The following is a 25,270-nucleotide window of genomic DNA, read 5'->3' as shown; positions in this document are numbered from 1 at the left end:
GTGCGTTCAGGTGCGCCCGGTCCTGCAGGTCAGCGCGGGAGGTCCTCGAGCATCTCGGTGACCAGCGCGGCGATCGGGGAGCGCTCCGACCGGGTCAGCGTCACGTGGGCGAAGAGTGGGTGGCCCTTGAGCTGCTCGACCACCGCGGCGATGCCGTCGTGCCGGCCGACCCGCAGGTTGTCGCGCTGGGCGACGTCGTGGGTGAGCACCACCCGCGAGCCCGACCCCAGCCGCGACAGCACGGTCAGCAGCACCCCGCGCTCCAGCGACTGCGCCTCGTCGACGATCACGAACGAGTCGTGCAGCGACCGCCCGCGGATGTGCGTCAGGGGCAGCACCTCGATGAGGTCGCGCGAGGCGATCTCGTCGAGCACGTCCTTGGAGACCAGCGCGCCCAGGGTGTCGTAGACCGCCTGCGCCCAGGGCGACATCTTGTCGCCCTCGCTGCCCGGCAGGTAGCCGAGCTCCTGGCCGCCGACGGCGTAGAGCGGCCGGAAGACGACGACCTTCGCGTGCGCCCGCCGCTCCATCACCGACTCCAGGCCCGCGCACAGCGCCAGCGCGGACTTGCCGGTGCCGGCCCGCCCACCCAGCGAGACGATGCCGATCTCCGGGTCGAGCAGCAGGTCGAGCGCGATCCGCTGCTCCGCGGAGCGGCCGTGCAGGCCGAAGGCCTCGCGGTCGCCGCGTACCAGCCGCACCTGCTTGTCCGGCGCCACCCGCCCGAGCGCCGACCCGCGGGAGGACAGCAGCACCAGCCCCGTGTGCGCCGGCAGCTCGGCGGCGGCCGGCACGTACACCTCGCCCGCGTCGTACAGGCCGGCGAGCTCGGCGTCGTCGAGGGAGAGCTCGGCCATGCCGGTCCAGCCGGCGTCGACGGCGTCCAGCGCCCGGTACTCGTCGGTGTCCAGCCCCACGGCCGCGGCCTTGACCCGCAGCGGCACGTCCTTGGTGACCAGGCAGACGTCGGCGCCCTCGGCACGCAGGTTGAGTGCCACGACCATGATCCGGCTGTCGTTGCTGTCGTTGCGGAAACCGGCCGGCAGCACGGAGGGGTCGCTGTGGTTCAGCTCGACGTGCAGCGTCCCGCCGTCCTCACCGACCGGCACCGGGGCGTCGAGCCGGCCGTGCTGCACCCGCAGGTCGTCGAGCAGCCGCAGTGCCTGCCGGGCGAACCAGCCAAGCTCCGGGTGGTTGCGCTTGTCCTCCAGCTCCCCGATCACGACGAGCGGGAGGACCACGTCGTGGGCGCCCATGCGCAGCAGCGCACCGGGGTCGGAGAGCAGGACGGAGGTGTCGAGGACGTACGTGCGGCGGCGAGTGGTCACGGTCGACTCCCGTTGGGGCGCGGGACGCGCCCCGGCTCGAAGGTGGCCGGGCCCCGGCCGAGGGGCCGGGTGCCGGCCCCCCTGGTCGACGAGTTCGTCAACACCAACCGGGCCTCCCGTGGACGACGAGGTGAGCTCGCCGTCCACCGCGGACGTTAGGCCCGGGAGGTGACAGGAACATGTCGAGGAGGAGGCGTGTCCCTCGTTCGGGGCACCAGCCGCACCACTGGTCTCAGCGGCGACGGCGCGGCCGGACGGCGACGAGCACCCACACCAGCGGCACCAGCAGGACCGGCCACTGCAGGCTCAGGTCGCCGAGCCACCACAGCCCGCCGACCAGCAGCACGGCCAGCCACCCCGCCGTCCACAGGCCCAGATCGCGCGCCTCCTCCGGGCTGTGCCGCGCCATGTCACCCCCCGCCACGTCATCCCCACCCGCCTGCTCAGCCGGCCCGCAGCTCGCCGGTGACGGCGGCGGGGGTCAGGGGCTCGTCGAGCAGGCGGACGAAGCGGTCGGCGACGGACTGGTCCGCGGGGCGCGCGTCCAGCCACCGCGAGAGCAGGTCGAGGCCCTCGACGTAGGTGGTGGTGTAGGCCCGCCACAGCGGGTGGGTGAGGAAGCGCAGCTGCTGGCGGGCCCGGTCACCGTTGACCAGCGACCAGCGCTGGATGAAGGCGGCCACCTCGTCGGCCGAGGCGCCGCGGTCGTGCAGCAGGACGGCGGCGTCCTGGCGCACCCGGTTCAACGGCGCGGCCGCCGCGGCGACCCGCTCGGCGAGGTGCCCGTCGACGTGCAGCCCGAGGTCGCCGAGCACCTCGGCCGCCCAGGGACCCCAGCCCTCGCCGATCGCGGCCCGGACGCCGAGGTCGGCCAGCCCCTCGGCCATGAGGCACTCGGGGGTGTTGACCAGGAAGACGGTGTGCTCGAGCCGCGACCCACGCTCGACCAGGCCCAGCTCCTTGCGGCAGTGCTCGGTGTGGTGGCCCGGGTAGGCCTCGTGGGCCACCAGGTGCGGCAGCTGGCTCAGCCGGTGCGGCAGGTCGGCGTTGATCGCGACGCGGGAGCGGTAGTCGCCCTCGTAGTAGTTGAAGCCCGACCACGGTCTGTCGGTGACCACCTCGTAGTGCACCGTCTCGACCTCGGGCAGCCGGTAGTCGGCGCGCACCCGGTCGCGCAGTGCGCTGGACAGGGCGTGCACCGCCTCGGCCAGCCGCTCGGGCGGGCACTCCTCGCGGCGCCGGTGGGCGGCGTAGCGGTCGGCGAGCGGGCCGCTGCCGGGCAGCAGCGCGTCGAGCTCGGCGTGCGCGGCGGCGTAGGCGGCCGGCTCGCCGAGGGTGAGGTCGACCTGGAAGTAGCTGCGCACCTCGTCGAGGAAGGGCACCGGCTCGCCGGCCATCTTCCGGGCGCTGCACTCCAGGCCGGTCAGCTGCCCGCGGAGGAACCCGGCGCGGTCGGCGGGCAGGTCGGCCGACGCCAGCTCGGCCAGCAGCGCCCGGGCCTGGTCCCGCAGCCCCTGCGGCGTGGGCGCCGGCTCGTCCTCCACCGCGGCGCGGATCCGCTTGTCGCCGGTGTAGGCGTCGACGAAGCCGGCCTCGAGCCGGTCGAAGCGCAGCCCCAGCCGCACGTACTCCAGGGGGATGTCGAGGGCATGGGCCATGACCAGCAGTTTCTCAGCCGCCGAAGCGCCGGTGCCGGGCGGCGTAGGCGCGCAGCGCTCGCAGGAAGTCGACGCGGCGGAAGTCGGGCCAGTAGACGTCGGTGAAGTGGAACTCCGAGTGCGCGGTCTGCCAGAGCAGGAAGCCCGAGAGCCGCTGCTCCCCGCTGGTGCGGATGACCAGGTCGGGGTCGGGCTGGCCGCGGGTGTAGAGGTGTTCGGCGATGTGCTCGACGTCGAGCACGCTCACCAGCTCGTCCAGCGTCGTCCCGCGCTCGGCGTGCTCGGCCAGCAGGGAGCGGACGGCGTCGGCGATCTCCCGCCGTCCGCCGTAGCCGACGGCGAGGTTGACCGTCGCGCCCGGCCGGTCGCAGGTGTCCTCGGCGGCCTGCTTGAGGACGGCGACGGTCTCGGCGGGCAGCAGCTCCAGGGCGCCGACCGGGCGCAGCTGCCAGCGCCGGTCCGGGGCGGCGAGGTCCTCGGCGACGCCCTCGATGATGCGCAGCAGCGGCACCAGCTCGGGCTCGGGGCGGGACAGGTTGTCGGTGGAGAGCAGGAAGAGGGTGACCACCTCGACGCCGGCCTCGTCACACCAGCCGAGGAAGCTGGCGATCTTGTCCGCGCCGCGGCGGTGGCCGGCGTTGGGGTCCTCCAGGCCGATGGCCCGTGCCCACCGCCGGTTGCCGTCGACGATCACCCCGACGTGCCGCGGGATCGCGGCACCCTCGAGCGCCCGGGCCAGCCGGTGCTCGTACACCTGGGTGAGGACGTCGCGTGCCCACTGCCGCACCCCCACGGTGGGTCACACTAGGCCCACTCCGCGAGGTCGCGCGCACCCGTCCCCGACCTGCACGAAGGTCCCACTCCTGCCGGCGACCTCACATCCCGGTCCCGTCGCTGCCCTCCCTGCGCGTGCGTAACCTCGGCCCATGAGCGTCCCCCGCAGCGAGGGCGAGGCCGTCCGGGTCGAGGCCGACGGCGCCCAGATAGAAGCGCCGCCCGGCGTCGCCGTGGCCACCGTCCTCCAGGAGGGCGAGCAGGTCGAGCGCGCCTGGACCGCCGCGGACTTCGGCGACAAGGACTGGGACCACCCCGACACCCGGCCGCGGATGCGCGGCTGGCTGCACCTGTTCTCCTTCTTCGGCGCGATCGTCGCCGGGGCGGTGCTCGTCCCGCTGGGGTCGGTGCTCGGTGCCCGCGCCGGCGTCTCGGTGGCCGTCTACTGCGTGACCATCTGCGGGCTGTTCGGCGTCAGCGCGCTCTACCACCGACGCCGCTGGTCACCGCGCGGCTGGAAGACCATGAAGCGGCTCGACCACTCGATGATCTTCCTGTTCATCGCCGGCACCTACACGCCGTTCGCCCTGCTCGCGGTCGACCAGCCCACCGGGTACTGGGTGCTCGCCGGCGTCTGGGCCGGCGCACTGGCCGGCGTCTCGCTCAAGCTCACCTGGCCGACCGCGCCGCGCTGGGTGGGCGTGCCCCTCTACATCGGCCTGGGGTGGGTCGCCGTCTTCATCCTGACCGACATCCTGCACATCGCCGGCGTGACGTCGCTGGTGCTGCTGGCCGTCGGTGGCGTGCTCTACACGCTCGGCGGGGTGGCCTACGCGGTCAAGAAGCCCAACCCCTGGCCCGGCGTCTTCGGCTACCACGAGGTCTTCCACGCGATGACCGTCGTGGCCGCCATCTGCCACTACATCGCCGTCTACTTCGCCATGTACTCGAGCCCATTCGTCTGAGGGGGCCGAGGCATTGGAGGCAATGCACACATCCTGAGCTCGCGGGACGTATGCATTGCCTCCTATGCCCAGGGCGCTCAACTGAAGGGGGGGCGGGTGTCCGCCTGGGTGCTGAGCCGGCCCGCCGAGCGCCACAGGCGGGCGACGAGGTCGCGGTCGGCGTCGGTGACCAGGTTGCCCATGACCCGTAGTGCGACGGTCATCAGCGCCCGCGAGCGCATGCCGACCGGGCCGGCGGCCGGCAGGAACCGCGGGACCGTCAGCAGGCCGGCCAGGCGCCGGGCGATGGAGAACGCCTCGCCGTAGTGCCGCCGCAGCTCCACGGGCCAGGCGGCGGTCCAGTCCTCCTCGCCGAGGAGGCCGACCACGCTGCGACCGGTCTCCAGGCCGTAGTCGATGCCCTCGCCGTTGAGCGGGTTGACGCACCCGGCCGCGTCGCCGACCAGCGCCCAGTTGCACCCGGCCACCCCGGACACCGCGCCGCCCATCGGCAGCAGCGCCGACGCCGGCGCCTCCACCGGCCCGTCGAGGCGCCAGTCCTCGCGGCGGGCGTCGGCGTAGACCTCCATCAGCGCCTTGAGCTGCACCCCGGCGGGACGGCGGGCGGTCGCGAGCGTGCCGACGCCGATGTTGACCTGCCCGGCCTCCGCGCCCAGCGGGAACACCCAGCCGTATCCGGAGAGCAGCTCCCCCTCGGTGCCGCGCAGCTCCAGGTGCGAGGAGATCCACTCGTCGTCCGCACGGCCGGAGCGCACGTAGCCGCGGGCGGCCACGCCGTAGGCGGTGTCGCGGTGCCACTCGCGGCCGAGCACCCGCCCCAGCGGCGAGCGGACGCCGTCGGCCACGACCAGCCGCCGGCAACCGACCGTCACCGTCTGCTCGCCGGCGGTCTCGAAGACCACGCCGGTCACCCGGTCGCCGTCCCGCTCGACGTCCACGGCCCGCGCGCCCTCCAGCGGGACGGCGCCGTCGGTCAGCGCCACCTCGCGGATCCGGGCGTCGAGCTCGGTGCGGGGCACCGCACTGCCGTGGTCGGGGAACGCGCCGCCGGGCCAGGGCAGCTCCCACGTCCGGCCGAAGCCGGCCGCGCGCAGGCCCCGGTTGCGCGCCCGCGAGCGGGCCCAGCCGCCCAGCCCCAGCAGGTCGAGCTCGGCGATCGCTCGCGGGGTCAGTCCGTCGCCGCAGGTCTTGTCGCGGGGGAAGACGGCCGCGTCGGCGAGGACGACGTCGTGCCCGGCCCGCGCGGCCCATGCGGCGGCCGCCGCACCCGCCGGACCGGCACCCACCACGAGGACGTCGGTGTCGACGGGGACGGCGGCGCTGGCTGGCACGGCCCCAGTGTCCCTGGTCGTGTGGACCCGAGGGGCGGGGGCCGGAGGACGGCTGTGTCGTCCATCCCCTCGCGGACGCGCCGCACGCCGGCCGACGGTGCGGCTGCCGGCCCGGTCGGGCCTTCAGTCGACCTGCGGACCGCGGGCGCGGACCTCCTCGACCGAGGCCATCGCCGCGCGCAGTTCACCGAGCCACTCGTCGGTGTGCTGGGCGACCAGCCGGACCGCCCAGGCCAGCGCCTCGGACCGGGACCGGGCGACCCCGGCGTCCACGAGCGTGTCGAGGACCAGCCGCTCGGGCTGCCGCAGCCGGGTCATCACCGGCACCGAGAGGTTGGTGAACACCTCCCGGACGTCGCCGCAGACCGCGCCCCACGCGACCGACCGGCCGTACCGGGCCTGCGCGGCGTCGGCGACCGCCATGCGCTGCTCGCGGGTCTCCTCGCGGAAGCGGGCGACCCGCCCGGCCCGCGCCGCGGCGGTGTCGCCCTCGCCGGCCTCCGGCTCGGCCAGGGTGCCGACCACGGTGATCTCGTCGCGGTCGACGGTGAGCTCGACCGGCCCGGTGAACCAGTCGTCGGGCAGCCGCCCGGCGAACCAGCCGGCGACCTCGGCCCGCTCGACCGGAGGCGGCGCGTCCGGGCCCCGGCCGCGACCGCCGGGGCCGCGACCCCTCGGGCCGCGGAACCCGCCGCGCATGCCGGCGAAGGGGTTCTCAGCGAAACGGTGGTGGTGTCCGTGCACGACGGCCTCCCGAGTGAGGTGATTACACACTTACAAGGTAAGCCGTCACCGCGGGCTCAGGAAGGGGCCATCGCTGCGCCCAGAGCGGACACGTCGGTGACCGGCGCCGAGCAGACGAAGCCGCGGCAGACGTAGGCGGCCGCCCGGCCGCCCACCAGGGGGCGACCGGCCAGCAGCGGGACGCCGGGCGCGTCAGGCTCGCCGACCACCACCACCGCGCCCGGGCTGGTCGAGGCGCGGGCGGCGGACGCCAGGGCGTCGCGCTCGGGCCCGGCCGGCCCGCTCACCGCGACCTCCAGCGGGCCGGCCAGCAGCGCCTCCGCCACCGCGAGCGCCCAGCCGACCGCCCGCGGAGCCCGTTCGGCCAGCCTCGCCAGCTGTCCCACGGCCGCCTCCCCCAGCTCCCGGTGCCGTGGTGCGCCGGCCAGCGCGGCGTACGACACGGCGGCACCCGCGACGGCGGCGATCCCGGACGGCGTCGGACCGTCAGCCGGGTCGAACGGCCGGTGCACGAGCGCCTCGGCGTCCGCGGCGGTGTCGTGCCAGCCGTCGGCGTCCACGAACTGCTCGGCGACGACGTCCAGCAGGTCTCCGGCCAGCTCCAGCCAGCGCCCCTCGCCGGTGGCCTGGTGCAGCGCGAGCAGTCCCTCGGCCATGTCGCCGTAGTCCTCGAGCACCCCGGCCGGGGCGCCGGCGACGCCGTCCCGCGAGGCCCGGCGCAGCCGCCCGTCGACCCAGTGCACGTCGGCGAGCAGCTCCGCCGCCCGCCGTGCCGCGTCGACCGAGGAGGGCGTCCCGGTGAGGACCCCGTGCTCGGCCAGCGCCGCGATCGCCAGCCCGTTCCAGGCGGTCACCACCTTGTCGTCGCGCGCCGGCTGCGGGCGCTGCGCCCGGACCGCGGTCAGCCGCTCGCGCACCGCGGCCAGCCGGGCGGGGTCGTCGGGGTCGCGCAGCAGCTGCAGCGTCGAGGTGCCGTGCTCGAAGGTGCCGTGCTCGGTCACCGCGAACGCCTCCGCAGCCCAGGTCCCGTCGTCCTCGCCGAGCACCTCGACCAGCTGTGCCGGTGTCCACACGTAGGTGAGCCCCTCGACGCCCTCGGTGTCGGCGTCCAGCGCGGAGGCGAAGCCGCCCTCGGGCGTGCCGAGGTCGCGGACCAGGAAGGTGGCGGTCGCGTCGGCGACCCGGCGGGCCCACTCGTCCCCGGTCGCCCGCCACAGGTGCAGGTAGACCCGCAGCAGCAGGGCGTTGTCGTAGAGCATCTTCTCGAAGTGCGGCACGACCCAGTGCGCGTCGACGGAGTAGCGGGCGAAGCCGCCGGCGAGCTGGTCGTGGATGCCGCCGCGGGCCATCGCCTCGAGCGTGCCGCGCGCCATGCGCAGCGCCCGCTCGTCGCCGGTGCGGGCGGCGTGGCGGAGCAGGAACTCCAGCAGCATGGACGGCGGGAACTTCGGGGCGCCGCCGAAGCCGCCCCAGCGCTGGTCGAAGTCGGCGGCCAGCGCGGCGACGGCGCGGTCGAGCACCTCGGGCGTCAGCGGGGTCGGCGGTCCGAGGTCCAGCCGGGCGGAGATCCCCTCGGCGATGCGCGTGCCGGCCGTCTCCAGCTCGTCGCGCCGCGTCCGCCAGGCGTCGGTGACCGCGGCGAGCAGCTGGCGGAACGACGGCATGCCGTGCGCGGGCCGGGGCGGGAAGTAGGTGCCGCAGTAGAAGGGCCGCCCGTCGGGCGTGGCGAAGACCGTCATCGGCCAGCCGCCGTGCCCGGTCAGCGCCTGGGTGACGGCCATGTAGACGCTGTCGACGTCCGGCCGCTCCTCGCGGTCGACCTTCACGCAGACGAAGTCCGCGTTCATCTGCGCCGCCGTCGCCCCGTCCTCGAAGGACTCGTGCGCCATGACGTGGCACCAGTGGCAGGCGGCGTAGCCGACGCTGAGCAGGACCGGCACGTCCCGGCGGCGGGCCTCGGCGAAGGCCTCCTCACCCCATTCCCACCAGTCGACCGGGTTGTCGGCGTGCTGCAGCAGGTAGGGGCTGGTGGCAGTGCCCAGGCGGTTGGTCACGGGGGTCACTCCTCACGTCGGATGACGGGTCCGGTGACCGGACACCGTGATCCGGTCACGTCCGGCGCTCGCAGGAGCGGCCCCCGGCGGCCGCTGTGTCCCCGCCTCTGGCCGGCGCCGGCCCTCCGGTGTCCACACCGTCCGAGCCGTGGACACTGCACCCCTTCCCCGGCCGGCCGCCGGGTCAACCGCACACGTCGCGGACGCCCGGCGACGTCGGCGCGTGCAACGTCAGCCGGGCGTCAGGCCTCGATGGCGACGACCGTGCTCCTCGTTGCTCCTCCGCCGGAGCTGGGGTCGCGGCCCTTCCGTGCAGGCTGCTCCGGGCCTCTACCAGGGCCGCCGGTCCAGGATCCACAACGCCAGTCCGAGGATCACGGCCACGACCGCGATCACGGCCAGGATGACCCAGTCCGTGGATGTCACGATGCGATCTCCGCCTCTCGTCGGGAAGGGGTGGTCGACCCGGTCATCGCCGTCCCGGCGGCGCGTTCCGCGGTCCCGCTGCGCGCCCGGACGCACGTGCGGCACAGCTCAGTGCACGACGGGCTCCGCATGGTCCGCGTCGTTCCGGAAGGCGCCACCCGCCCCGCCGCTCCCAGCGAACTCCACGTCAGCAGTCGCTCCAGCGGCCCCCGGCCGAGGAAGAGACGCCAGAGCGTGGCGGCGACGGTGGTGATCAGGGTCGACGACCGGCCGTTGACGACACCGGGCCAGCCGGCCGGTGACGGCCCGACGTCCGGCGGTACCGCGCCGAGGTGGGCGCCGATCGTGCCGAACACGGTGAGAGCGCGGGCGACGTCGAGCCCGACGATCCGGCCGCGCTGACCACTCGAGTGCTGCCGAGACGGCGACGGTGCGTCGTCCCGGCCGGGGCACGCGGTGGTCACGGGCGGCACGCTAGGCAGCAGCGGGTCGCGGCGATGCCGGTGTCGGGCCCGGTTTGCCGAATGCTGGTCGAACGCTGGCATCCGCTTGGGTCCAGGGCCTGCGTCGGGAGCCGAGGATGGGCTCTCACACCCGGAGGCGGTGACAGGTCCGCAGGGGCCGGGCATCCTGGCCGCTGCCGAGACCGCGGCCGCCGGCGGCTGCGGAACGGAGGCCGGGTCTCATGCGCACTCGGATCATCGGCGTGGCCGTCCTCGCGTCCGTCCTCGCGACCTGCCTGTTCGGCGGGCCGCTGGCGGTCGGGGCGCTGCGGTACCTGCTGCGCAAGGAGCGCGGCCATCTGGTCCGGGTGGCCAACGACGTGGCGATCACCGTGGCCGCCGACGTGGAACAGGCCTCCGCGATCGACCCGGACGTCCTCACCGACCTCGGCGAGGACGGCGAGCACCTCACCGCCGCGGTGTTCGACGGCGACGGGGACCGGCTGGCGGGCGCCGCGCGGGCCGGGGACACCGACGTCCTCGCCGGGGCACTGGACGGCGACATCCGCACCGGCGACGACGGGGACGTGCTGGTCGCGGCCGTTCCGGTGACGCACGGCGACCAGGTGATCGGCGCGGTGGTGGTCTCCGAGCCCCGCAGTGACGTGCTCACCGAGGTCACTCTCATCTGGGCCGCGATGGCCGCACTCGCCGTCGCGGCGGTGACCGTCGCCTGGCTGGTCGGCCGCCGGCAGGCCCGCCGGCTGGCGCGCCCCCTCGAGGACCTGGAGGAGAGCGCCCGTCGGCTGGGGGACGGTGACTTCAGCGTCCGCACCCGCAGGGGCGGGATCGCGGAGATCGACGCCGTCGGCACCGCGCTCGATGCCACCGCCATCCGCCTGGACGACCTGCTGGCCCGCGAGCGGGCGTTCTCCGCTGACGTCTCCCACCAGCTGCGGACCCCCCTGGCGGGACTGCGGCTGCGGCTGGAGGCGGCGGCAGAGCGCGCGGACCCCGACACCCGGCGGGAGATCGCCGCGAGCCTGGCCGACACCGACCGGCTGGAGGCCATCATCGACGAACTGCTCGCCCTGGCCCGCGCCGGCCAGACCGCCTCGGCCGGCCCGGTCGACCTCGGCGGGCTGCTCGGTGAGCTGTCGCCGGAGTGGGGCGCGCGACTGGCGCTGCACGGCCGGGACCTCGAGGTACAGGTCGCCCCCGGTGTGTCGGACGCGCGGGCCTCGACCGCTGCGGTCCGCCAGGTGCTCGGCGTGCTCGTCGACAACGCCACCACCCACGGCCGGGGCACCGTCACCGTCACCGTGCGGGAGGCCTCCGGTGCGGTGGCGGTCGACGTCTCCGACGAGGGACCGGGGGTGCAGGACGGCGAGGGCGACCTGTTCGCCCGGCGGGCCGACCAGCGGCACGGCCACGGCATCGGACTGGCACTGGCACGCCGCCTGGCCGAGGCCGAGCAGGGGCGGCTGACCCTCTCCCGCGTCACGCCGCCGGTGTTCACCCTGCTGCTGCCCGCAGCTACCGAGGCGCCGGACGTGCACGAGGCACGCGTCGCGGTGGCGCGCTCCGCCGTCCGATGAGCAACCGCTCAGCACCCGCCGAGCGACGAGATCCCGGGCCTCGCCTGCTCAGCCGGCAGGACGACGCCGCGGTGTGACGCCCCCCGTCCCACCGCGCTCGACGTCCTCCACGATCCGCGCCCGCACCCGGCGCGGACGGCGCCCGCACGCCGCGCCGGCTCAGGCTCCCTTGCTGGAGAGGGCGCGGGCCGAGCCGAGCGCAGCCACCAGCCCCCGGCTCACCGGCGAGGCGAGCGGTGCGACCACGGTCGCGATGGGCCGCCGGCCGGGCCAGACCCGGCCCTCCATCTCGGTCGGCCCGCCGGTGCAGACGTCCCGGAAGACGACGGACTCGTCGGCGAAACGGTCGGCGTGGTCCACCATCGCGAGGATCCCCGGCGTGTGGGCGCGGTACCGCTCGTCGTGGGCGGTCTTGAGGTGGAACGCCCCTCCTCCCGCGTGGAGGGCCATCTCCATGGCCACCGGGCCGGCGGGGACGTCGAGGGACCGGAACTCGAGGCGCCCGGCCGCGCCGAAGCGGGCACACACCTCGCGGAAGAAGGCCGTCGTCGCCGGGTCGCAGGCGATGGCGGTGCCGCCCTCCCCCTTCCACCCGGACGACTCCATGGCCAGGAAGAGGTCCACGGCCGCCGGATCGGTCGACCGGTCGACCGAGGTCACCGGCCCGGCCTTCCGCTCCAGTCCGCGCCGGGCACGCCGCCGCCGCTCCCGCACGTCGTCTCCCACCAGGCCGCCGTCCTCGGTACGCGCTAGCACGGCCCGCTCGTAACGGTCCCGACGACGCACCCGGATCCCGAGGGACGCGGCCGCCTCGTCGAGCGCGGCGGCGACCGGTCCACCGTCGCCGAGGTCCTCGATCTCCAGGAGCACCGCCCCCTGGCGCGCCCGCCAGGGCGCCTGCAGGAGCGCTGCGAGGGTCGGGACCGCGCGCTCGGCGTCGACCAGCGGCGTCCCGAGCACCTGGAAGTCGTGCGTCCAGGACACGAGTGCCGGCACCGGGACGCGGCTGCGCCACCGGTGCAGGACGAGCACGGGCAGGAGGGCGTCCAGGCGGTCCCCGTCGGTGACCACGAGCAGTCGCACCCGCCGGCCGCCGGGGAGCAGGCGCATCGCCGGCAGGAGCATGTCGGGCTCGTTGCACGGGTTCGGCTCGGCAGCCCGCCGGGCCAGGTCCCGCCAGGCGGCCTCGACCGCGGGGGTGACGTCCTCCAGGGTGAGCAGGCGCACCGCCGCCCCGGCTCGCGACGGCACGCGCCCGTTCGTCCATGGTCGTCTCGGCGCAGGCCTCAGCAACGTCCCTCCCCGTGGTCGCCGTCCGCTCGGCGGGCGGCCGCGCACCTGGCCCTGATGCCGCCCCCCGGACGGCGATCCTGACAGGTCGAGACGGCGGCGCCGACGCCCGGCGGACGGCTCACCCGATCGGACGACCACCCTCCGCTCGACCCCGGGGCCCGTAGCAGGTACTGCCGCTGAACAGTGGGAGGCGCGCCGGGGCGCCTTGGCAATCTCTGCCGGTAGCGGGTCGAGCGGTTCGTCGAGTCGACGTGTCGACACCCGTGGTGTGCGGCAGCTCACGGGCGGATCCTGCCGTGGGCACGTCCACAGGAGGCCCCCATGAACCGGACCCGGTTCCTCGCCCTCGCCGTCTCCGCTCTCGCCGCCCTGGGGGTGGTCGCGCCCGCTCCGGCGAGTGCGAGTCCCTACTGCGGCACCACCTGGGGCTCACAGGCGGAGTCGGCGGACGCCGGCGACCGGGAGCGGCTGTACGACGTCCGCGCGGGGCGGCACGCCTGCTTCGACCGGCTGGTCATCGACGTGGGCGGGGAGGACACCACCTTCGGCTCGTTCTCGGTCCGGTACGTGCCGGTCGTGCGGCAGGACGGCTCCGGCGAGCCGGTGCCCGTCCGCGGCGCCGCGGACCTCGAGATCGTCGTGGAGGCACCGGCGTACGACGAGCACGGACGGCCGACGTTCCAGCCGGCCGACCCGCGGGAGGTCGTGGACGTCTGCGGGTACCGCACCTTCCGGCAGGTGGCCTGGGCCGGGTCGTTCGAGGGCTCGACCACGCTGGCCCTCGGTGTCCGCGCCCGGCTGCCGTTCCGTGTGTTCAGCGTCACCGGGACGCCGAACTCCGACGACACCCCGCGGCTGGTGATCGACGTGGCGCACCGCTGGTAGCGCCCTCCGGCGACGGCCGGCCGGTCAGCCCTCCGGGGTACCCGGCCGGTCGTCGTCCCGCCGCGGCCCCTCGATGGCCCGGGGCGCCCGCCGCAGCGTGTCCAGCAGGTCCTCTCCGGGCGCAGGTGCCGGGTCGACCAGCTCGGCCGGGGTGTCGGGGACGACGATCCGCGGGCCGTCGTCCTCGGGGTCGAAGCTGCGCGGCACCCGCTTGAGGTGGGTGGTCATCGACTTCACCAGCAGCAGGATGGCGATGAAGAGCAGCAGGGTCAGCAGCGCACCGATGGGGCCGGCCTTGCCGACGTCCTCGGGCAGCTGCTGGTCGGCGGCGAGGAGCACGAACCCGGTCACCGGACGACCACCTCACTGCGGACCCCGGCGAAGAGGTCGTCCTCGGGCGCCGGCGAGTCGACGACCGACCGGGCCAGCTCGTAGTCCTCGGTCGGCCAGACCCGCTGCTGGACCTCCAGCGGGCAGGCGAACCAGCGGCCGTTCGGGTCGATCTGCGTGGCGTGCGCGATCAGCGCGGCGTCCCGGACGGCGAAGTAGTCGGCGCAGTGCACCTTCGTGGTGACCCGGTGGGACATGTCCCGGTCGGGATCCCAGTTCTCCAGCCACTCGGCGTACGGGGACTCCTGGCCGGAGGCGAGGATCGCCTCGTGCAGCGCCCGTGTCCGGGGCAGGGTGAAGCTCATGTGGTAGTAGAGCTTGAGCGGCTGCCAGGGCTCACCCAGCTCCGGGTACCGGTCGGGGTCGCCGGCGGCCTCGAAGGCGTGCACCGAGACCTCGTGGGTCTTGATGTGGTCCGGGTGCGGATAGCCGCCGCGCTCGTCGTACGTGGTGATGACGTGCGGCTTGAACCGGCGGATCAGCTCGACCAGCGGTGCGGCCGCCTCCTCGGTCGGCACCAGCGCGAAACAGCCCTCGGGCAGCGGCGGCAGCGGGTCGCCCTCGGGCAGGCCGGAGTCCACGAACCCGAGGAACTCCTGCTCGACGCCGAGGATGTCCCTCGCCCGGGCCATCTCCTCCTGGCGGATCTCCGGCAGGCGCTCCCAGACGTCGGGCCGGTCCAGCGCCGGGTTGAGCACCGAACCGCGCTCCCCCCCGGTGCAGGTCGCCACCATGACGCGGACACCCTCCGCGACGTACTTGGCCATGGTCGCGGCGCCCTTGCTCGACTCGTCGTCGGGGTGGGCGTGCACGGCGAGCAGGCGCAACGGGTCTGCTTCGGTCACCCGTCCATCATCCACCGGCGGCGCCGGGTGCCGTCGCCGTCGGGGGCACGATCGGGCGATCGTGACGCGCGTCACCTCTCGGTACGATGACGTTCCGCATCCCCGAGGCCGGGACACGGGTGGAACACCGACCCCGGCCGACGGTGTTACGTTGGCCGTTCTGAACGCGGCCGTTCCCCGGGCGGGGAGCGGCCACCGACTTTTCAGGAGCACTGCCGTGTCCACCCCCACTGACGAGCAGCACCAGGGCGTCTGGCTGACCCAGGAGGCCCACGACCGGCTGAAGGCCGAGCTCGACCAGCTGGTGGCGAACCGTCCGGCCATGGCCGCCGAGATCAACGCCCGCCGCGAGGAGGGCGACCTCCGCGAGAACGGCGGGTACCACGCCGCCAAGGACGAGCAGGGCAAGCAGGAGTTTCGGATCCGCCAGCTGGAGGACCTGCTGCGGACGGCCCGGGTCGGCAACGCGCCCACGACGGCGACCCACGCCGCCACCGGCACCGTCATCACCATCCGCTTCCAGGGCGACGACGAGACCGAGAAGTTCCTCCTCGGCTCGCGTGAGATCGCCGGGACGACGGGGCTGCAGGTCTACTCCCCCGAGTCGGCGCTCGGCGCGGCCATCCTGGGCGCCGCGCCTGGGGCGACGGTCACCTACCAGGCCCCGAACGGCCGCGACATCACCGTCGACGTCGTCGCCGTCGAGCCCTTCGTCCCCTGACCGGGGCCCGACCGTGAGCCCCGTCCGCTCGCGGCGGGCGGAGAACACCGGGTTCGCCTGCGTGCACTGCGGATCGGCCGTGCCGGCCAACACCGACGGGCACTACCGCAACCACTGCCCGGTGTGCCTGTGGTCACTGCACGTCGACGACCTCCCCGGCGACCGGGCGAGCGACTGCCGGGCACCGATGGAGCCGATCGGCCTGGTGGAGAAGTCGGGCAAGGGCTGGCAGGTGGTCCACCGCTGTACGGCGTGCGGCCACCGCCAGCCCAACCGGCTGGTCCGCGAGGGCGAGGGCCCCGACGACCTCGACGTCGTCCTGTCCCTGCCCTGGCTGTGACATCGTCGGCCTACCGGCCGACACCGCGGCCAGGTGCCGCCCCCCGTCGCGTTGAGCCCCTCCCGTCGACCCTCGGGGACCCTCCGGGCCCCACTCCGTCAGGACAGGAGGGCTCGGGTCTCAGGTCGGCAGCAAGCCTCGTCGCCGCAGCAGGGGCGTCGGGTCGGCGTCGCGGCCGCGGACGGCGCGGAAGGCCTCCAGCGGGTCCACCGAACCGCCGACGGACAGCAGCCGCGACCGGAAGACCTCGCCGTTCTCGCGGCGCAGTCCACCGTTCTCCCGGAACCACTCCACCGTGTCGGCGTCGAGCACCTCCGACCAGATGTAGGAGTAGTAACCGGCCGCGTAGCCCCCGGCGAAGACGTGCTGGAAGTACGTCGTCCGGTACCGCGGCGGCACCAGGTCGTAGGCGACGCCGGCCGCCTCGAGCGCGGTCCGCTCGAACTGCTGCGGGTCGCCGATCTCGGTCTCCGGCGTGATGCGGTGCCAGGCCTGGTCCAGCAGGGTGGCCGCCAGGTACTCCAGCGTCGCGAAGCCCTCGCCCCACAGCTGTGCGGCCTCGATCGCCTCGACGACGCTGGCCGGCAGCGGCTCCCCGGTCTCGACGTGCCTGGCGTAGCCGGCCAGGACCTCCGGCCACAGCGCCCACATCTCGTTGACCTGGCTCGGGAACTCGACGAAGTCCCGCGGCACGCTGGTGCCGGAGAAGCGCGGGTAGGTGACGGCGGAGCTCAAGCCGTGCAGCGTGTGGCCGAACTCGTGGAACAGGGTGTTGACCTCGTCGAGGGTCAGCAGCGTGGGCTGCCCGTCGGCGCCGCGGGTCACGTTGAGGTTGTTCACGACGACCGGCTGGGTCTCCAGCAGCCGCGACTGGGTGACGAACGAGCTCATCCAGGCCCCGCCGCGCTTGCCCTCGCGGGCGTAGAAGTCGCCGAGGTAGAGGCCGATCGTCCGCCCGTCCGCGTCGGTGACCTCCCAGACCCGGACGTCGGCGTGGTAGCCGGTGAGGTCGCGCCGCGGCGTGAACCGGTAGCCGTAGAGCCGCTCCGCGGCGGCGAAGACGCCGTCGACGAGCACCCGGTCCAGCTCGAACCACGGTCGCAGCGCGGTGGTGTCGACCGAGTACCGCTCGGCGCGCACCCGCTCGCTGTAGTAGGCCCAGTCCCAGGGCGCCAGGTCGGTCACGCCGTCCCGCGCGGCCACCTCCCCCAGCACGGCCGCCTCTGCCCGCGCGTTGCCCAGCGACGGGCCCACCATCCGGCCGAGCATCGCGTCGACCGCCTCGGTACTGCGTGCGGTCTGGTCGGCGAGCACCAGGTCGGCGTGGGTGTCGAAGCCGAGCAGCCGGGCGCGCTCGGCGCGGACCCGGGCGATCCGGACGGCGACCGGCCCGTTGTCGTGCTCGCCGCTCGACGCCCGTTCCACCGATGCCTCGAACACCCGCCGACGCAGCTCCCGGTCGCGCAGCTTGGCCAGGACGGGCTGGCCGGTGGGCAGCAGCAGCGGGATGAGGAACCCGGTGCCCCCGCGGTCGGCGGCGGCGCGGGCGGCCGCGGCGACCTCCTCCGGGCTCAGCCCGTCGAGTTCGGCGGGGTCGCTCACCACGACCGCGGCGGCCTCGGTGGCCAGCTGCAGGTTCTGCCCGAACGTCGTCGACAGCTCGGACAGCTCACGGTTGAGCTCGGTCAGCCGGCTCCGGCCGGACTCGTCGAGCCGCGCGCCGGCGAGCACGAAGTCCAGGTGGTAGCGCTCCACCAGCCGGACCGCCTCGGCGTCCAGACCCGAGTCGTGCCGCTGCGCGTGGACGGCGTCGATGCGGGCGAACAGGGCGGGGTCCAGCCGCAGGGCGTCGGCGTGCGCAGACTCCAACGGGGCCAGTTCCCGCTCGATCTCGCGCAGCCGGTCGGTCGCGACCGACGAGGCGAGGTTGTGGAACACCGCACCGGCGCGGCGGTACAGCCGCCCGGACCGCTCCAGCGCCACGACGGTGTTCTCGAACGTCGGTGGCTCGGGCGACCCGACGATCGCGGCGACCTCGGCACGCTGCTCGGCCATCCCGGCCAGCATCGCCTCGCGGCAGTGCTCGAGGGTGACCTCCGCGAAGGGCGGCAGCTGCAACGGCAGCCACGACGGCTCGAGGAGCGGGTTGTCGGCGGACGGGGCGGCGGGGTCGGCGTTCATCGCCGCCCATCCTGCGCCCGACCGCAAGAGCGCACCCGGGTGGCCCAGCACGGGCCTCGGTCCGGGCCATCCGGGTGCGCAGATCCCCCGCGCGGCCGCTGAGCACGGCCCCCTCCCGGACTCCTGGCCGCGGTGTCGGCGGTCTCTGGGAGCGGGGGCCCGGAGGGTCCCCCGAGCAGGGACGGGAGTGGGGGCTCAGCGCCGGTCGGGGACGGCTCCTGGCCGCGGTGTCGGCGGTCTCTGGGAGCGGGGGCCCGGAGGGTCCCCCGAGCAGGGACGGGAGTGCGGGGCTCAGCGCCGTCCGGGGACGGCTCCTGGCCGCGGTGTCGGCGGTCTCTGGGAGCGGGGCCCGGAGGGTCCCCCGAGCAGGGACGGGAGTGCGGGGCTCAGCGCCGGTCGGGGACGGCTCCTGGCCGCGGTGCGGTCCGGTAGGACCGCGATGTCATCGCGTCGCGGCGCGCTGGTAGAGCCGCACCGAGAGCGGCACGAAGACGGCCAGGATGAGCGCCGTCCAGATCAGCGTGTAGAGCACCGGGTTCTGCAGCGACCAGACGTCGGGCACCGAGGTGCCCGGTGGCACGTTGCCGAACAGCTCTCGCGACGCGAGGGTGACCGTCGAGACGGGGTTCCACTCGGCGAAGACCCTCAGCGCCGAGGGGAAGGTCTCCAGCGGCACGAAGGTGTTGGCGATGAACGTCAGCGGGAAGATCACGATGAAGCTGGCGTTGTTGACCACCTCCGGCGTCCGGACCAGCAGCCCGACCACCGCCATGAGCCACGAGATCGCGTAGGCGAAGACCAGCAGCACGAGGAACCCGGCGAGCGCCTCCCCGAGCGACGAGTGGATCCGCCAGCCGACTACCAGGCCGGTCACGGCCATGACGGCGATCGAGATGACGTTGAGCCCGGAGTCGGCGACCGTCCGCCCGACGAGCACGGCCGACCGGGACATGGGCAGAGAGCGGAACCGGTCGATCAGCCCCTTCTGCAGGTCCTCGGCGATGCTCGCGCCGGTCGTGGTCGACCCGAAGACGACCGTCTGCGCGAAGATCCCCGGCAGCAGGAACTCGGCGTAGCTGATGCCCGGCGGCAACCCGCCGATCGCGCCGCCGAACACGTAGCGGAACAGCACCACGAACATGATCGGCGAGAGCGTCGCGAAAACGATCAGGTCCGGCACCCGCTTGACCTTGATCAGGTTGCGCTTGGTGATGACGACGCTGTCGGACAGCGTCGTCGCGAGGCTGCTCATGCCATCCCCCCGGTGGTGGCCGGCTGGGCCGGTCGGTCGTCGTCGTCGTCGGTGCCGGTCTCCTCCGCCGCGTGCCCGGTGAGGGCGAGGAAGACGTCGTCGAGGTCGGGACGGCGCAGGCCCACGTCGAGGATCTCGGTGGTGTGACCGTCGAGCCGCTGCAGGGCCTCGGCCAGGACCTCGGCGCCGCCGCTGACCGGCAGGGTCAGCCGGCGCGCCTGCTCGTCCACGTGGGGCTCGTCGACGGCCAGCCCACGCAGCCGCGCCAGGATGTCGGGCAGGACGGCCGCCGTCGTCACGGTGAACTCCAGCCGTTGACCGCCGACCTGCGCCTTGAGTTCGTCGGCGGTGCCACGGGCGATGACCCGCCCCCGGTCGATGACGACCATGCGGTCGGCCAGCCGGTCGGCCTCCTCCAGGTACTGCGTGGTCAGCAGGATCGTCGTCCCGCCGTCGGCGAGGTCGGCGATGAACTCCCACATGCCCAGCCGGCTGCGCGGGTCGAGGCCCGTCGTCGGCTCGTCGAGGAAGAGGATCCGCGGCCGCGCGATCAGCGAGGCGGCGATGTCCAGCCGCCGGCGCATGCCCCCGGAGTAGGTCTTGGCCGGCCGGTCGGCCGCGCCGGTGAGGTCGAAGCGCTCGAGCAGCTCGCCCGCTCGCGCCCGCGCCTCCCGCCGGCTCAGCCGGTAGAGCCGCCCGACCATCTCCAGGTTCTCCAGGCCGGTGAGGTACTCGTCGACGGCGGCGTACTGACCGGTCAGCCCGATCGAGGCGCGCACCGCGTCGGCGTCGTCCACCACGTCGAGGCCGGCCACGCGCACCCGCCCCGCGTCGGCCCGCAGCAGGGTGGTGAGGATCCGCACCACCGTCGTCTTGCCCGCGCCGTTGGGACCGAGCAACCCGAGCACGGAGCCCGCGGCCACGGTCAGGTCCACCCCGTCGAGGGCCGTGGTCGCGCCGAAGCGCTTCACCAGGCCCTCGACGACTATCGCGTCGGTCATGACCGGCAAACTAGGTGACGGAGCCGACACTTCCCGACCGGTTCTCGGGTTCTCCACGGCGGGGCAGACCGGCGCCGGCCGCGGCCCCGCTGCAGGGGCCCGCCGCCGGCCCCGTACAGCGGCTCGTCCCGAGCTTGCGAGGGATGAGGACGGGGTCCTTCTCCGGTGGGGGGCAGCGGGTCCCTCCTTCAACCGGTGGTGACCGTGTAGCCGGCCCGGTGGAGCCGGGCCAGCACCTCCTCGGCGTGCTCGGGCCCTCGGGTCTCCAGAACGACGAACACCTCGACCTCGCCCAGCCCCAGCCGGGTCGCCGTCCGCTCGTGCTCGACCTCCAGCACGTTGGCGCCCACCTGCGCCAGCTCGCCGAGGACCGCGGCCAGGGACCCCGGCTGATCGGGCACCCGCAGCCGCAGCGACAGGTAGCGCCCGGCCGCGGCCATGCCGTGCTGCACGACCTTGAGCAGCAGCACCGGGTCGATGTTGCCGCCGGAGACGACCGCGACCACGGGCGGCGGGAAGGCCGCGGGGTCGGCCAGCACGGCAGCGACGGCGGCGACGCCGGCCGGCTCGACGACGAGCTTGGCCCGCTCGAGGCAGAACAGCAGCGCCTGCGAGAGGTCCTCCTCGCTCACCGTGCGCACCTCGTCGACCAGGTCGCGGACGTGCGCGAACGTCAGCTCCCCCGGCGAGCCGACGGCGATGCCGTCGGCCATCGTCGTCATCCCCGACAGTGCCACGGGCCGGCCGGCGGCCAGCGACCCGGGGAAGGCGGCGGCCGCCGCGGCCTGCACGCCGACGACCCGGACGTCGGGACGGCGGGAGCGCACGGCGGCCGCGATGCCCGAGACCAGACCCCCGCCCCCGGTGCACACGACGACGGTGGCGACGTCGGGGCACTGGTCGAGGACCTCCAGGCCGACCGTCCCCTGCCCCGCGATCACGTCGCGGTGCTCGAACGGGTGGATGAACACCGCGCCGGTGCGCTGCGCGTGGTCGGCGGCCGCGGCGAGGGCCTCGGTCAGCGAGGCGCCACCCAACCGGGCCTCGGCGCCGTAGCCGCGGGTGGCCGCCACCTTGGGCAGCGGCGCGCTCTCGGGCATGAAGACCGTGGCCCGGACGCCCAGCAGCTGAGCGGCCAGGGCGACCCCCTGCGCGTGGTTGCCCGCGCTCGCCGCGACGACGCCCCGCGCCCGCTCCTCCGGCGTGAGCCGGGCCAGCCGGGTGTAGGCGCCACGGATCTTGAACGAGCCGGTGCGCTGCAGGTTCTCGCACTTCAGCCACACCGGGCCGCCGACCCGCTCCGCCAGCGCGCGCGAGTGCTCCAGCGGCGTGCGCCGGACGACCCCCTCCAGCAGGGCCGCCGCGGCCTCGACCTCCACCCCGCCGACCAGCGCGACGCCGTCCCGCTGCACCTCCCCAGCCACCATGCGGCCGATCTTCGCAGCACGGAGGCCCAGGTGGCAGCGACGGACGGGTGCCCGTGCCGCCGGTCGCGTCGTACCGTGGCGGGGGTGACGGACCCTGGCACCCCCGCCTCCGCTCCCCCCGCCCCCACGACCCTGGGCGAGCTCCGCGACAGCGGGGCCACCTTCCGGCCGGTCAAGGCCGAGATCCGCGCCAACCTGCTCGCCCGCCTGGCGTCCGGCGAGCACTCGCTGCCGGGCATCGTCGGCTTCGAGGACACCGTCGTCCCGGAGGTGGAGCGCGCCCTCATCGCCGGCCACGACCTGGTCCTGCTCGGTGAGCGCGGGCAGGGGAAGACCCGCCTGATCCGCACGCTGGTCGGCCTGCTCGACGAGTGGACGCCGGTGCTGGTCGGCAGCGAGCTCAACGAGCACCCGCTGCAGCCGATCAGCGTGTGGGCACACCGGCAGATCGCGGAGCACGGCGACGACACCCCCGTCGGCTGGCTGCACCGCAGCGACCGTTTCGGCGAGAAGCTGGCCACCCCCGACACCAGCGTCGGTGACCTCATCGGCGACGTCGACCCGATCAAGGTGGCCGAGGGCCGCACGCTGGGCGATCCCGAGACGGTGCACTACGGCCTGGTGCCGCGCACCAACCGCGGCATCTTCAGCGTCAACGAGCTGCCCGACCTCGCCGAACGCATCCAGGTCGCGCTGCTCAACGTGCTGGAGGAGCGCGACATCCAGATCCGCGGCTACCGCGTGCGGCTCCCGCTGGACCTGCTGCTGGTGGCCAGCGCCAACCCCGAGGACTACACCAACCGCGGGCGGATCATCACCCCGCTCAAGGACCGTTTCGGCGCGGAGGTGCGCACCCACTACCCGGTCGAGCTGGCCGACGAGGTGCGCCTGCTGCACCAGGAGGCGCACACCAGCTGGCTGGGCGGCGGCGCGCTCGAGGCGCCGCTCATCCCGGAGCACCTGGTGGAGATCGTCGCCCGCTTCACCCGGCTGGTCCGCGACTCCAACCACGTCGACCAGCGCTCCGGTGTCAGCGCCCGCTTCGCCATCGCCGGGCTGGAGACGGCCGCCGCCTCCGCCGTCCGCCGGGCCGCCGTCGCCGGGGAGACCCGGCCGGTCGCCCGCGTCGTCGACCTGCCGGCCATCGTCCCGGCCAGCCGCGGCAAGGTGGAGTTCGCCGACTCCGGCTCCGACCCGGACGACGAGCGGGAGCTGGAGGTGCTCGAGCACCTGCTGCGCCAGGCGACCGCACAGACCTTCCGGGCCCGCTGCGCCGGGCTGGACCTCACCGGCCTGCAGGAGCACTTCACCGGCGGGGAGACCGTCGAGTCCGGCGAGCTGGTGCCGGCCGCGGCCCTGCTCGGTCAGCTCGGCACGATCCCGAAGCTCGCCGAGCTGCTCGGCCGCCTCGGCGTGCCGGAGGGCGAGCAGTCGGCCGAGCAGGCCGCCGCCGCGGTGGAGTTCGCCCTCGAGGGCCTGTACCTGACCCGTCGGCTGGCCAAGGACACCGACGGCCCGCGCACGGTCTACGGGGCCTGACCGATGGTGAGGCGGCCCGGCAGGGGCTACCGGTACGGGCGCTGGCGGGGCGGGCCCGACCCGCTCGCCCCGCCCTACGACCTGGGCAGCGCGGTCGACGAGATCGGCGACTCGGTGCTCGGCGGCAGCGGCGTCCGCGAGGCGCTGCGCGAGCTGCTGCGCCGCGGGATGGACGGCCGGCGGGGGCTGGACGAGCTGCGCCGGTCGGTCCGCGAGCGGCTGCGGCAGGCGCGCAACGCGGGGCGGATGGACGGCACCCTGCAGGAGGTCCGCGAGCTGCTCGACCGCGCCGTGGAGGCCGAGCGGCGCGAGCTGTTCCCGGACCCGGACGACATGGCCCGGCTCAAGGAGGCCGAGCTCGACGCGCTGCCCGAGGACACCGCGGGCGCCGTCCGGGCGCTCAAGGACTACGACTGGCGCTCGGCCGAGGCCCGCCAGGCCTACGAGCAGATCCAGGACCTGCTGCGCCGCGAGGTGCTCGACAGCTCCTTCGCCTCGATGAAGCAGGCGCTGGAGAACGCCACCGAGGGCGACGTCCAGGCGGTCAAGGACATGGTCGCCGACCTCTCGCAGCTCATCGACGCGCACAACCGCGGTGAGGACACCGACGAGCAGTTCCGGCAGTTCATGGAGAAGCACGGGCAGTTCTTCCCCGACGACCCGCAGTCGGTCGAGGAGCTGATCGACCAGCTGGCCCGCCGGGCGGCCGCCCAGGAGCGGATGATGGCCGGCCTCACGCCCGAGCAGCGGGCCGAGCTGGCCGACCTGATGGCCCAGACGATGCAGGACATGGGGCTGGCCAGCGAGATGGCGCACCTGCAGGACGCGCTCCGCCAGGCCCGGCCCGACCTGCCGTGGGGGCAGCGCGGGCAGGTGCCCGACGGCGAGCAGTCCCTCGGCATGGGCGACGCCACGACCGCCGTCGCCGAACTGGCCGACCTCGAGTCGCTGTCCAACCAGCTCTCCCAGGGCTACGCCGGGGCCTCGCTGGCCGACGTCGACGAGGAGCTGCTCGAGCGGGCGCTGGGCCGGCCCGCCGTCGACGACCTCGCCGCGCTGCGCCGGCTGGAGCGGGAGCTGGAGCGGCAGGGCTACCTCAACCGCTCCGACGGGAAGCTGGAGCTCTCCCCCAAGGCCGTCCGCCGGCTGGGCGCGACCGCGCTGCGCCGGGTGTTCGCCAAGCTCGACGCCACCGGCCGCGGCGAGCACGACGTCGCCGACGCGGGGGCAGCCGGGGAGCTGACCGGCGGCTCACGGGAGTGGCGGTTCGGCGACGAGCAGCCGCTGGACGTCGTCCGCACGGTGCGCAACGCCGTCCTGCGCACCGCGCACGAGCCCCGTCGTCGGGCCCACCCCGCCACCCCCGGCACGACTGGCGACCGTCGCGTCCGGATCGCCGTCGAGGACTTCGAGGTCGTCGAGACCGAGCGTCGCACCGGGGCCGCGGTCGCGCTGCTGGTCGACCTCTCCTACTCGATGGCGCTGCGCGGCACGTGGGGCGCGGCCAAGTCGACGGCGATGGCGCTGCACTCGCTGGTGACCACCCGTTTCCCGCAGGACGCCATCCAGATCATCGGCTTCTCCTCCACCGCCCAGGTGCTGCGGCCGGAGACCCTCGCCGAGCTGAGCGTGGACACGTTGCAGGGCACCAACCTGCAGCACGGGCTGATGCTCGCGCGGCGGTTCCTCGCCCACCACCGGGACGCCGAGCCGGTGGTGCTTGTGGTCACCGACGGCGAGCCGACCGCCCACCTGGAGGACGACGGGACGCCGTTCTTCTGCTGGCCGCCGATGCCGGAGACGATCGCCCGCACCGTCGCCGAGGTGGAGCGGGTGGCGCGCTCGGGGGCGACGATGAACGTCTTCGCCCTCGACCCGGAGCCCGGGCTCGTGCACTTCGTCCACGACATCACCCAGCGGGCCGGTGGTCGGGTGTTCACCCCCGACAGCGAGCGACTCGGCGAGTACGTCGTCGCCGACTACCTGCGCACCCGGCGCGGCCGTCGGACGCGGTGAGGACCCCTCTGCCCCCACCGGAGAAGGACCCCGTCCTCCTCCGGTGGGGGGCCGGGGAC

22 protein-coding genes are annotated in these 25,270 nt (G+C 74.6%); 7 read left to right on the top strand and 15 right to left on the bottom strand.

The genetic code is table 11. The features are described 5' to 3' along the window. Positions 1 to 29: 29 nt before the first annotated feature. The 4 genes from ACU610_RS24275 to ACU610_RS24260 all read right to left on the bottom strand — a co-directional run bounded on the left by ACU610_RS24275 (position 30) and on the right by ACU610_RS24260 (position 3,779). A complete protein-coding gene (locus tag ACU610_RS24275; RefSeq protein ID WP_446770250.1) occupies positions 30 to 1,328 on the bottom strand; it encodes a PhoH family protein in 1,299 nt (432 codons plus the stop codon). A gap of 232 nt (positions 1,329 to 1,560) precedes the next feature. Next, entirely contained in the window at positions 1,561 to 1,752 is a 192-nt protein-coding gene (locus tag ACU610_RS24270) for a hypothetical protein (protein ID WP_446770249.1), read from the bottom strand. A 19-nt stretch (positions 1,753 to 1,771) separates the two neighbouring features. Continuing rightward, on the bottom strand, positions 1,772 to 2,986 hold the full coding sequence (locus tag ACU610_RS24265; protein WP_446770248.1) for a DUF885 domain-containing protein: 1,215 nt from the start codon (positions 2,984 to 2,986) through the stop codon (positions 1,772 to 1,774). Between the two features lie 13 nt (positions 2,987 to 2,999). Next, positions 3,000 to 3,779 carry an isoprenyl transferase gene (locus ACU610_RS24260; protein ID WP_446770247.1) on the bottom strand — a complete coding sequence of 260 codons (780 nt, stop codon included), beginning with the start codon at positions 3,777 to 3,779 and terminating at the stop codon, positions 3,000 to 3,002. A 133-nt stretch (positions 3,780 to 3,912) separates the two neighbouring features. Here ACU610_RS24260 and trhA point away from each other — a divergent pair, with 133 nt between their 5' ends. Beyond that, positions 3,913 to 4,725 (top strand): PAQR family membrane homeostasis protein TrhA, encoded by an 813-nt coding sequence (gene trhA, locus ACU610_RS24255; protein WP_446770246.1) that lies wholly within the window; start codon positions 3,913 to 3,915, stop codon positions 4,723 to 4,725. A gap of 77 nt (positions 4,726 to 4,802) precedes the next feature. Here trhA and ACU610_RS24250 read toward each other — a convergent pair whose 3' ends face one another. The 4 genes from ACU610_RS24250 to ACU610_RS24235 form a co-directional block, all read right to left on the bottom strand. Next, a complete protein-coding gene (locus ACU610_RS24250) occupies positions 4,803 to 6,056 on the bottom strand; it encodes a geranylgeranyl reductase family protein (RefSeq protein WP_446770245.1) in 1,254 nt (417 codons plus the stop codon). 123 nt (positions 6,057 to 6,179) lie between these two features. Further along, a complete protein-coding gene (locus ACU610_RS24245; RefSeq protein ID WP_446770244.1) occupies positions 6,180 to 6,800 on the bottom strand; it encodes a hypothetical protein in 621 nt (206 codons plus the stop codon). Positions 6,801 to 6,856: 56 nt separating this feature from the next. Beyond that, on the bottom strand, positions 6,857 to 8,854 hold the full coding sequence (locus ACU610_RS24240) for a thioredoxin domain-containing protein (protein WP_446770243.1): 1,998 nt from the start codon (positions 8,852 to 8,854) through the stop codon (positions 6,857 to 6,859). Between the two features lie 422 nt (positions 8,855 to 9,276). Next, complete coding sequence (locus ACU610_RS24235) at positions 9,277 to 9,744, bottom strand: hypothetical protein (protein ID WP_446770242.1); 468 nt, start codon at positions 9,742 to 9,744, stop codon at positions 9,277 to 9,279. Positions 9,745 to 9,965: 221 nt separating this feature from the next. On the opposite strand from ACU610_RS24235, the gene ACU610_RS24230 reads away from it, so the two are divergent. Then, positions 9,966 to 11,321: a sensor histidine kinase gene (locus ACU610_RS24230; protein ID WP_446770241.1), complete on the top strand. Its 1,356-nt coding sequence runs from the start codon at positions 9,966 to 9,968 to the stop codon at positions 11,319 to 11,321. Positions 11,322 to 11,480: 159 nt separating this feature from the next. On the opposite strand, the gene ACU610_RS24225 is transcribed toward ACU610_RS24230, so the two are convergent. Continuing rightward, positions 11,481 to 12,572, bottom strand: a complete 1,092-nt coding sequence (locus ACU610_RS24225) for a GNAT family N-acetyltransferase (protein ID WP_446770240.1) — start codon at positions 12,570 to 12,572, stop codon at positions 11,481 to 11,483. Between the two features lie 363 nt (positions 12,573 to 12,935). Here ACU610_RS24225 and ACU610_RS24220 point away from each other — a divergent pair, with 363 nt between their 5' ends. After that, positions 12,936 to 13,499 (top strand): AMIN-like domain-containing (lipo)protein, encoded by a 564-nt coding sequence (locus ACU610_RS24220; RefSeq protein ID WP_446770239.1) that lies wholly within the window; start codon positions 12,936 to 12,938, stop codon positions 13,497 to 13,499. A gap of 24 nt (positions 13,500 to 13,523) precedes the next feature. On the opposite strand, the gene ACU610_RS24215 is transcribed toward ACU610_RS24220, so the two are convergent. Next, entirely contained in the window at positions 13,524 to 13,850 is a 327-nt protein-coding gene (locus tag ACU610_RS24215; protein WP_446770238.1) for a hypothetical protein, read from the bottom strand. Continuing rightward, the gene (gene mca / locus ACU610_RS24210; protein ID WP_446770237.1) at positions 13,847 to 14,734 is read right to left on the bottom strand and encodes a mycothiol conjugate amidase Mca; all 888 of its coding nucleotides are present in this window, start codon (positions 14,732 to 14,734) and stop codon (positions 13,847 to 13,849) included. Before mca ends, ACU610_RS24215 begins: the two co-directional genes overlap by 4 nt. Positions 14,735 to 14,951: 217 nt before the next feature. Between mca and greA the strand changes: the two genes are divergently transcribed. Together greA and ACU610_RS24200 are read left to right on the top strand one after the other, a co-directional pair. After that, positions 14,952 to 15,455, top strand: a complete 504-nt coding sequence (greA, locus tag ACU610_RS24205; RefSeq protein ID WP_446770236.1) for a transcription elongation factor GreA — start codon at positions 14,952 to 14,954, stop codon at positions 15,453 to 15,455. Positions 15,456 to 15,468: 13 nt separating this feature from the next. Beyond that, positions 15,469 to 15,795 (top strand): RNHCP domain-containing protein, encoded by a 327-nt coding sequence (locus ACU610_RS24200; protein ID WP_446770235.1) that lies wholly within the window; start codon positions 15,469 to 15,471, stop codon positions 15,793 to 15,795. A gap of 120 nt (positions 15,796 to 15,915) precedes the next feature. On the opposite strand, the gene ACU610_RS24195 is transcribed toward ACU610_RS24200, so the two are convergent. From ACU610_RS24195 to ilvA, 4 genes are all read right to left on the bottom strand, one after another. Continuing rightward, entirely contained in the window at positions 15,916 to 17,976 is a 2,061-nt protein-coding gene (locus ACU610_RS24195) for a M3 family metallopeptidase (protein WP_446770234.1), read from the bottom strand. Positions 17,977 to 18,418: 442 nt separating this feature from the next. After that, complete coding sequence (locus ACU610_RS24190; RefSeq protein ID WP_446770233.1) at positions 18,419 to 19,228, bottom strand: ABC transporter permease; 810 nt, start codon at positions 19,226 to 19,228, stop codon at positions 18,419 to 18,421. After that, the gene (locus tag ACU610_RS24185; protein ID WP_446770232.1) at positions 19,225 to 20,229 is read right to left on the bottom strand and encodes an ATP-binding cassette domain-containing protein; all 1,005 of its coding nucleotides are present in this window, start codon (positions 20,227 to 20,229) and stop codon (positions 19,225 to 19,227) included. Before ACU610_RS24185 ends, ACU610_RS24190 begins: the two co-directional genes overlap by 4 nt. 188 nt (positions 20,230 to 20,417) lie before the next feature. Continuing rightward, positions 20,418 to 21,656 carry a threonine ammonia-lyase gene (gene ilvA / locus ACU610_RS24180; RefSeq protein ID WP_446770231.1) on the bottom strand — a complete coding sequence of 413 codons (1,239 nt, stop codon included), beginning with the start codon at positions 21,654 to 21,656 and terminating at the stop codon, positions 20,418 to 20,420. An 84-nt stretch (positions 21,657 to 21,740) separates the two neighbouring features. On the opposite strand from ilvA, the gene ACU610_RS24175 reads away from it, so the two are divergent. Together ACU610_RS24175 and ACU610_RS24170 are read left to right on the top strand one after the other, a co-directional pair. Further along, on the top strand, positions 21,741 to 23,195 hold the full coding sequence (locus tag ACU610_RS24175; RefSeq protein WP_446770230.1) for a sigma 54-interacting transcriptional regulator: 1,455 nt from the start codon (positions 21,741 to 21,743) through the stop codon (positions 23,193 to 23,195). Between the two features lie 3 nt (positions 23,196 to 23,198). Further along, positions 23,199 to 25,211 carry a VWA domain-containing protein gene (locus ACU610_RS24170; RefSeq protein ID WP_446770229.1) on the top strand — a complete coding sequence of 671 codons (2,013 nt, stop codon included), beginning with the start codon at positions 23,199 to 23,201 and terminating at the stop codon, positions 25,209 to 25,211. The last annotated feature ends 59 nt before the right edge of the window (positions 25,212 to 25,270 follow it).

This window comes from Geodermatophilus sp. URMC 61 (genome assembly GCF_052931555.1).
Note: the sequence above shows the minus strand (reverse complement) of the source record. Positions and strands in the feature narration are given on the sequence as shown.

Coding starts and splice junctions, on each gene's coding strand:
- ACU610_RS24265 (WP_446770248.1), bottom strand. CDS start 2,986: ATGGCCCATGCCCTCGACATCCCCCTGGAGTACGTGCGGCTGGGGCTG.
- trhA (WP_446770246.1), top strand. CDS start 3,913: ATGAGCGTCCCCCGCAGCGAGGGCGAGGCCGTCCGGGTCGAGGCCGAC.
- ACU610_RS24230 (WP_446770241.1), top strand. CDS start 9,966: ATGCGCACTCGGATCATCGGCGTGGCCGTCCTCGCGTCCGTCCTCGCG.
- ACU610_RS24220 (WP_446770239.1), top strand. CDS start 12,936: ATGAACCGGACCCGGTTCCTCGCCCTCGCCGTCTCCGCTCTCGCCGCC.
- ACU610_RS24195 (WP_446770234.1), bottom strand. CDS start 17,976: ATGAACGCCGACCCCGCCGCCCCGTCCGCCGACAACCCGCTCCTCGAG.
- ACU610_RS24190 (WP_446770233.1), bottom strand. CDS start 19,228: ATGAGCAGCCTCGCGACGACGCTGTCCGACAGCGTCGTCATCACCAAG.
- ACU610_RS24185 (WP_446770232.1), bottom strand. CDS start 20,229: ATGACCGACGCGATAGTCGTCGAGGGCCTGGTGAAGCGCTTCGGCGCG.
- ilvA (WP_446770231.1), bottom strand. CDS start 21,656: ATGGTGGCTGGGGAGGTGCAGCGGGACGGCGTCGCGCTGGTCGGCGGG.
- ACU610_RS24170 (WP_446770229.1), top strand. CDS start 23,199: ATGGTGAGGCGGCCCGGCAGGGGCTACCGGTACGGGCGCTGGCGGGGC.